The sequence below is a fragment of the Aquibium sp. ELW1220 genome (assembly GCF_030398385.1).
GTDB lineage: Bacteria > Pseudomonadota > Alphaproteobacteria > Rhizobiales > Rhizobiaceae > Aquibium.
Genome location: NZ_JAOAOQ010000002.1, coordinates 1 through 6570, shown reverse-complemented (window position 1 = coordinate 6570; position 6570 = coordinate 1). Strand labels below are relative to the sequence as shown.

At 63.8% G+C, this 6570-nt stretch carries 10 protein-coding genes; 7 read left to right on the top strand and 3 right to left on the bottom strand.

Annotated features, from left to right (window positions below):
- From N1F91_RS01975 to N1F91_RS01965, 3 genes are all read left to right on the top strand, one after another.
- Positions 1–675: recombinase family protein (locus N1F91_RS01975; RefSeq protein ID WP_289989794.1), on the top strand; the 675-nt coding region annotated here is incomplete at its 5' end.
- Positions 676–680: 5 nt separating this feature from the next.
- A complete protein-coding gene (locus tag N1F91_RS01970; RefSeq protein ID WP_289989792.1) occupies positions 681–863 on the top strand; it encodes a hypothetical protein in 183 nt (60 codons plus the stop codon).
- Between the two features lie 345 nt (positions 864–1208).
- Entirely contained in the window at positions 1209–1814 is a 606-nt protein-coding gene (locus N1F91_RS01965) for a DNA methyltransferase (protein ID WP_289989790.1), read from the top strand.
- 90 nt (positions 1815–1904) lie between these two features.
- Here the strand turns inward: N1F91_RS01965 and N1F91_RS01960 are convergent, their stop codons facing one another.
- Entirely contained in the window at positions 1905–2477 is a 573-nt protein-coding gene (locus N1F91_RS01960) for a DUF3489 domain-containing protein (protein WP_289989788.1), read from the bottom strand.
- Positions 2478–2898: 421 nt separating this feature from the next.
- Here N1F91_RS01960 and N1F91_RS01955 point away from each other — a divergent pair, with 421 nt between their 5' ends.
- Positions 2899–3183 (top strand): hypothetical protein, encoded by a 285-nt coding sequence (locus N1F91_RS01955; protein ID WP_289989785.1) that lies wholly within the window; start codon positions 2899–2901, stop codon positions 3181–3183.
- On the opposite strand, the gene N1F91_RS01950 is transcribed toward N1F91_RS01955, so the two are convergent.
- Together N1F91_RS01950 and N1F91_RS01945 are read right to left on the bottom strand one after the other, a co-directional pair.
- A complete protein-coding gene (locus N1F91_RS01950) occupies positions 3138–3878 on the bottom strand; it encodes a hypothetical protein (RefSeq protein WP_289989783.1) in 741 nt (246 codons plus the stop codon). The genes N1F91_RS01955 and N1F91_RS01950 overlap by 46 nt on opposite strands.
- A 216-nt stretch (positions 3879–4094) precedes the next feature.
- Complete coding sequence (locus N1F91_RS01945; RefSeq protein ID WP_289989781.1) at positions 4095–4535, bottom strand: DUF3489 domain-containing protein; 441 nt, start codon at positions 4533–4535, stop codon at positions 4095–4097.
- 123 nt (positions 4536–4658) lie between these two features.
- On the opposite strand from N1F91_RS01945, the gene N1F91_RS01940 reads away from it, so the two are divergent.
- The 3 genes from N1F91_RS01940 to N1F91_RS01930 form a co-directional block, all read left to right on the top strand.
- Positions 4659–5114 (top strand): transposase, encoded by a 456-nt coding sequence (locus tag N1F91_RS01940; RefSeq protein ID WP_289989779.1) that lies wholly within the window; start codon positions 4659–4661, stop codon positions 5112–5114.
- Positions 5111–5464, top strand: a complete 354-nt coding sequence (gene tnpB, locus N1F91_RS01935; protein ID WP_289989778.1) for an IS66 family insertion sequence element accessory protein TnpB — start codon at positions 5111–5113, stop codon at positions 5462–5464. The genes N1F91_RS01940 and tnpB overlap by 4 nt, the downstream gene beginning before the upstream one ends.
- 48 nt (positions 5465–5512) lie before the next feature.
- Positions 5513–6570, top strand: a 1058-nt coding sequence (locus tag N1F91_RS01930) for an IS66 family transposase (RefSeq protein ID WP_289990323.1), incomplete at its 3' end; no start/stop codon positions are given.

The following is a 6570-nucleotide window of genomic DNA, read 5'->3' as shown; positions in this document are numbered from 1 at the left end:
CGCATCCGCGACAAGGTCAAGGCGTCGCGCATGAAGGGCATGTGGATGGGCGGCTATGTGCCGCTCGGCTACGATGTGAAAGACCGCAGGCTCGTCGTGAACGAGGAAGAAGCGATCACCGTCCGTTCGGTGTTCGAGCGCTTCGTGCAGATCGGCTCCGCGACGGTGCTGGCGCGAGACCTCCGGCGCGATGGCGTCAGGTCCAAGCAGGGCACACTGATCGACAAGGGTTACCTTTACCGGCTGCTCAACAACCGCGTCTATCGCGGCGAGGCCGTCCACAAGGGCAAGGCCTATCCGGGCGAGCACGAGGCCATCATCGACGAGCGCCTCTGGGATCAGGTCCATGCCATTCTGGGTGAAAGCCCGCGCAAGCGCGCCAACAACAGCCGCACGCAGACGCCCGCCTTGCTGAAGGGACTGATCTTCACCGCCACGGGTGCGGCGATGACACCGTCCAGCACCAACAAGGGCGCAAGGCGGTATCGCTATTACGTCTCGATGGACGTCATCAAGAACCGCGACACAAGCGAGGATGACACCCCTCGCCGCCTGGCCGCCGACATGGTCGAGAGCGCCGTCGTCACCGAAATCCGCCGCGTCCTGCGCACGCCGGAAACCGCGGCACAAGTGCTCGCGACGGACACAACGACATCGCCGAGGCGGACGTCATAGCGGCCATGCAGACCTTCCACGATCTCTGGGCACAGCTGTTCCCGGTCGAGCAGGCTCGCATCGTCCAGCTGGTCGTCCGCCGCGTCACCGTAGGCACCGACGGCCTCGTGATCGACCTGCGCACCGACGGCATCGCCGGCGTCATGCGTGGCCTAATGACCCCACGCGTATTGGAGGCGGCTGAATGATGAAAACCAGCGACACCATCCAGATCTTCGTGCCGCTGAAGCTGCGCAAGAAGAACGGGCGGCCGAAAATCCTGCCGCCCGCTGGCTACCTGCCCAGCGAGGACCAGACGCAGGACCCGCACATCCTGCGCGCCATCGGCCGGGCCTGGAGCTGGCGGCGGCGGATGGAGGCTGGCGAGTTCGGCACGGTGCGCGACCTCGCCATCGCCCTCAAACTGTCCGAACGGCAGGTCAGTCGGCAGATGCGGCTTGCCTGGCTCGCGCCGGCCGTTCTCAAGCGACTGGTCTACNGAGCAGAAGCACTGGGACGACTCCTCTCAGGGGCCGCAGTTCTACGAGGCCTTCATGCAGGTTGCCATCGACTGCGCCATCAAGCCAGACGCGGCCTGGTATTGCTGGCATGCCTCGCGCCGCCAGGCGATGCTGGAGGCGTGCTGGACCAAGTTCGACGTGCTGCATCACCAGCAGATCATCTGGGCCAAGAGCCGGCCGGTGCTGACGCGCTCGATCATGTTGTGGGCGCACGAGCCCTGCCTGTTTGGCTGGCGGTCGGGCCACAAGCCGCGTGTCAACCGCGAGGGTTTCGAGAACTGGCCGACCACGGTCTGGAGCATTCCCTCGAGCGAGATCGAGACCCGCGAACACCCGACATCGAAACCGGTCAAGGTGTTCACGCTGCCTATGGAGCTGCACACGGTGGCGGGCGAGATCTGCTACGAGCCGTTCTCCGGCTCGGGGTCACAGCACATCGCCGGCGAGAAGACCGGCCGGAGGGTCTATGGCCTGGAACTGTCAGAAACCTTCAGCGACGTGATCATCAATCGCTGGCAGGCGTTCTCGGGAAAGGCGGCCATTCTCGATGGTGACGGCCGGCGCTTCGACGAGGTTTCGCGCGAGCGGCGTGGCGACGATGAGGGTGCGAACAAAATCGCCGAGCAGCATGCGGCGTGATGCCTATGCGGGTGGCCCGTATCCGGTGCGCCGAATGAGCGACCGCCGCCTCTGAAGGACGGCGGTCCCAAGGATTGTTGTCGTGTCGTGTCAGGCGGGCGGCAAGTGATACGTCCGGCCGCGTCCCTCGACTTTCTCGGAGGTGACGTTGAGTGCGAGTTTCTTCTTCAGCGCTCCGGATAGGAAGCCCCTGATGGTGTGATGCGCCCAAGAGGTCGCCGTGGCGATCTCATCGATGGTGGCGCCCTGCGGTGCGCGCAGCATTGCGATGACGGTTTCTTGCTTGGTACCCTCGCGCAGCTTGCGCGCCTTAGGCGCGGTTTCGGTCAGGGTGGTGGTATCTTGCGCGGACACCTCGACAGGCGTGTCCGTGGCGCCCACAGGCGCGGTGTCGGCGTCGTCCGGCTCGATGCCGATGGCGGCGAGCCCAGCGTGGGTGGCGACCAGCGTGATGCCGTGGCCGTCGTCGTACGTGCGCCAGAAGGGTTCACCCTTGTGGAAGTCGGCAGGCACCTCTTCGAGGAGGCCTTTGGCGATCATCGCGCCCACCACCTTGGCGGCGGCACCGCCGCGCAGGCTGTCGGGCAGCGGCAATGCGATGCGGTTGTCGCGCTGCGCGGCAGCGCTGAGAATCAGGGCTTGAGTGTCGGAAAGCTTGGTCATCGTCGTCTCCGTAGCGGGGCGCGCGGAATGCGAGCCCTTCTACGAGGCCAAGCCCGTCAATCTGCGGGCCGGATGCGGAGGCGCTGATTTCTGTGCTCGTCTTCCTTAAGGGCGCGGTTGGCAAACTGCTTGTGCCCATACAGGCTCTGTTTCGGGCTGAAGCCAAGGCGATAAGTGCATCGGATCGTGGGTTTGCTGATCCTTTTCCGCGTTCGGAGGCATCATGGCCGGGCCATCCGGTCTGATCCCGGTCGGGCAGTGGACGGAGCTCAGCGCCAAGAAGGCAGAGGTTGATGCTGCTAGGGCGCCTGCGGAGGAGAATTTGATTTCGCGCTAAGTTGGCGCGAAATCAAACTCAGGCAATCCCAAGGGCTCAGGTCGCAAACCAGGCGGCATCAAGCAAGCGGCACGCGAACTAGGCATGTCCGAGCAGGCAGTAAGGCACTCGCTCAAGGTCGCCGCCCTCTCGCCAGCGGCCAAGGAGGCGGCGAGGAAGCTCGACCTCGACGGCAACCAGAAGGCTCTGCTTCAGGCTGCTAAGCAAGCAGAGCCGGCCGATGCCCTGATGCAGGGACGAGAAGACTATGCTGGCGATCATCCCCGTGACGCGCACTTCGATGTTCTCCCCAACTCCGTTTCGGCGATCGGCACATCATATGGCTACCAGATGAACCGGACCGGATTTGTCGCACCGCGCTCGCGATAGGCGTCCGGTATCCGCTTGCCGACATAGGCTTCCCAGACTTCCGTTTCTGCGCGCTCCCCCTCGAACCCGATGCGGCCTTCGATATCTGCGTCCAGCCAGGGGAAGTTGACTTTGGTGGCGGCAACCCAACGGGAGGGCCGATACGCGCCGAGAACTATTCCTCTGCGATGGGCAAGCGCTAGGTTGTACCGCGCAACCCGGGCGGGGTTGATCCGCCAGACGCCGCGAGCGAAGTCATAAATGTCCTTGCTATCGTGTTCGAGGCTCCGGCCAATCGAGATCAACATTAGCGGTTCGAGCGGGACGAACGGGACAGCTGAGTACTCCGCGACGATCTGGGCAGAAAAGCGGCAACCAAAGTCACCGGAGCGATTTCCGCCGACGCGGTTCGCATTGCCGGAATAGGCTTCAATTAGGGCGGCCTCGATCTGGGAGGCCACTTCGTAGGATACGATGCGGTGCCGGTGGATGACGTGAAGCACGTCCATGCCAGCGTCTTTGATGTCCTTGATGCGCTGCAACTTCAGGTCAACGGCATCCTCGTCTTCAGTGGGCACAACGGCCGCCTTGATGTGCTCAAATATCCGGTTCGCCTTCCCCTTGCCGACATAAAAGGTTTCGACGTTCCGCGGGTCGATAAGTCGATAAACGTACCAGCCGAGTTTCTCGGCCACGTCATCAGGAAAGCAGTCCATGACCCCCCCAACATAACGACCCCCTGCGGAGCCGTCGCATCGCAGTCGCATGATGGTCGCTTTCCACCTCGATGCCAAGCCGATCACGCCTGTAGGCCGATGCGGTGACCAAGGTCGAACCGGAGCAGGAAGACGGATCGAGGACCATCTCGCCTCCTCATGAATCTTCTCATTTCACGAACCATGTCGCGTGACGCGTCACGCGACAGTCTGCGCTCAGACGATGCGATAGACCCGCCCTCGGGTCTCATCTTTCTCGGACGAGATGGTGAGGCCGAGATTCTTCCTGAACGTTCCCGACATCAGGCCGCAGATCGAGTGTTCCATCCATCCCGACCGCTCGGCGATCTCGACAACGGTCGCGCCGGATGGATCAATGTCGTCGTACTTCGGCCCGTCGGCAATGCCGAGCACCTGAAACGCGCGCTCCGTCGCCCGAAGTGTGACGGGACCAAGTTCCTCATCGTGGCGCCAGACCGTGTAGAGATCGGTGGCTGCGATCTCTTCGACCAGACCGCGCCGAAGCAGGCTCTTGCAGACATTGCCGACGGCGCCGCCCTTGATGCGGGCGGTCACCGGGAACACCCGACGCTCGTCGCGGGCGCAGGCGGCGGCGAGGATGACGGTTTGGGTGTCGGAAAGGGGCGTGGTGTTCATGGCGGATCTCCTTGTGTTGCCATGTCACACACGCTCTGAACGTGAGCGCCACGAGCACCCCGTCTTGCGGAGCGGCTATTCGCTGGCGAGACTTGCCGTCTGTTGGGCGAGGAGTGCGACTGGATGGGCTTGGACGACGCTGATGCCAGACTTCAAGGCAGGCATGAAGACAGTGATTATCGCCGGGTAGAGGTGATCACGGGCCGCCGGCGACGGCGTAGCTGGACGCCGGCGGAGAAGGCGCGGATTGTGGCCGAGAGCGCGGAGCCAGGCGCCAACATCTCCTCTGTTGCGCGGCGTTGGGGGGTCAATCGGGGACTTCTGACGATCTGGCGACGGCAAGTGGGGTTTGGGAGGGCGAAAGCGGCGGCGGCGACGAAGGCCGCCGTGCAGTTCGTGCCGGTCATGGTCGCTGATGAGGAGCGGCAGCTCGATCATGGTGGGGCTCGCAAGAGTGATGCGCCCGCGGCAACCAGTCGGATCGAGCTGGAGATACATGACAGCCGGCTCGTCCTGACGGGCTCTGTCGATCCGACCCTGGCGGCGGCAATCGTTGGTGCCTTGCGCGTGCCGCGATGATTGCGGCAGCTGGCGACATGAAGGTCGTGATGGCGACGCAGCCGGTCGACTTCCGCCGCGGCATCAATGGCCTTGCGGCACTGGTCGCCTCGGCTCTTGCAGCCGATCCCTATTGCGGCAACGTCTTTGTCTTCCGTCCCAGGCGCGGCGACCGGTTGCGGCTTCTGTTTTGGGATGGCAGCGGCATGGTTCTGGTCTCGAAGTGGCTCGAGTCCGGGCGCTTCACCTGGCCACCGATCCAGGACGGAGCGATCCGGCTGACGCGCGAGGAGTTCGCGCTTCTGGTAGCCGGTCTCGACTGGACGCGGGTGGCGAAGAAGCACGTCAAGAGGCCTGTTCGGGCAGCGTGAAGTGACTGGATTTGCTTGAAGAATCCGAGCGACATGGTATGGTTGATCATGTCGCTTCGCGCTGATTTGCTGCCATCGGATTCCAACGAACTGAAGAGAATGGTTCTGGCTCTTGAAGCCGAGAACGCGCAGCTGCGCGTCTATGCCGACCTTATGCGGCAAATGATCTTCGGAGCAAAGTCGGAGAAGCTGGCCACGCTCGATCCGGCACAGACCGTGCTCGATCTCGGCGACCTCTCCGAGGTGCCGGCGGCAGCAAATGACGATGTCGCCGAAGATGAGGATCGGCCGCGGCGCAGGCGGCAGCCGGCATCGCGCAACATGGGCGCCCTGCCGAAGCATCTGCCGCGCTGCGAGGAAGTGATCGAGCCGCAGAGCACGACCTGCTCCTGCTGCGGACTTCAACTCCATCGCATCGGCGAGGATAGCGGCGAGGCGCTGGATATCGTTCCCGCTCTTCTGCGTGTGCTCCGCACGACCCGGCCCAAATATGCCTGCCGGGCCTGCGAAGCCAACGTCGTTCAGGCATCGGCGCGCCCGCGGGTGATGGATGGTGGCATGGCGACGACGGCGCTGGTGGCGCATGTGGTCGCTGCCAAGTTCGCCTGGCATCTTCCCCTCTATCGCCAGTCGCAGATCTTCCTGGGTTACGGCGTCGAGATCGACCGGGGAACGCTTGGCGGCTGGGTCGGACGGGCAGCCTGGTGGCTGAAGCCGCTTTACGAGCGGCTGCTCGCCTTCATCCGCTCGCAACCGCGTGTGTTCTGTGACGAGACATCACTGCCGCGGCTCGACCCGGGGCGCAAGCGGACGAAAGTCTGCCAGTTGTGGGCGCAGGCGGTCGATGATCGGCCCTGGCAAGGCCCGGCGCCGCCAGCGGTCGGCTATGTGTTTGCCGAAAGTCGCGGGACGGAAGAAATCGAGACGCAGCTGTCAACCTTCGGCGGCATTCTCCAGGTCGATGGCTATGGCGCCTACAAGAGCCTGGCCAAGCGGCGGCGCAAGAGCAATGCTGCACCCTTGCAGCTTGCCTTCTGCCTTGCGCATGCGCGCCGCAAGTTCGTCGAAGTGGTCAAGACGACGGGCTCGAGCGAGGCGCTGGCGGT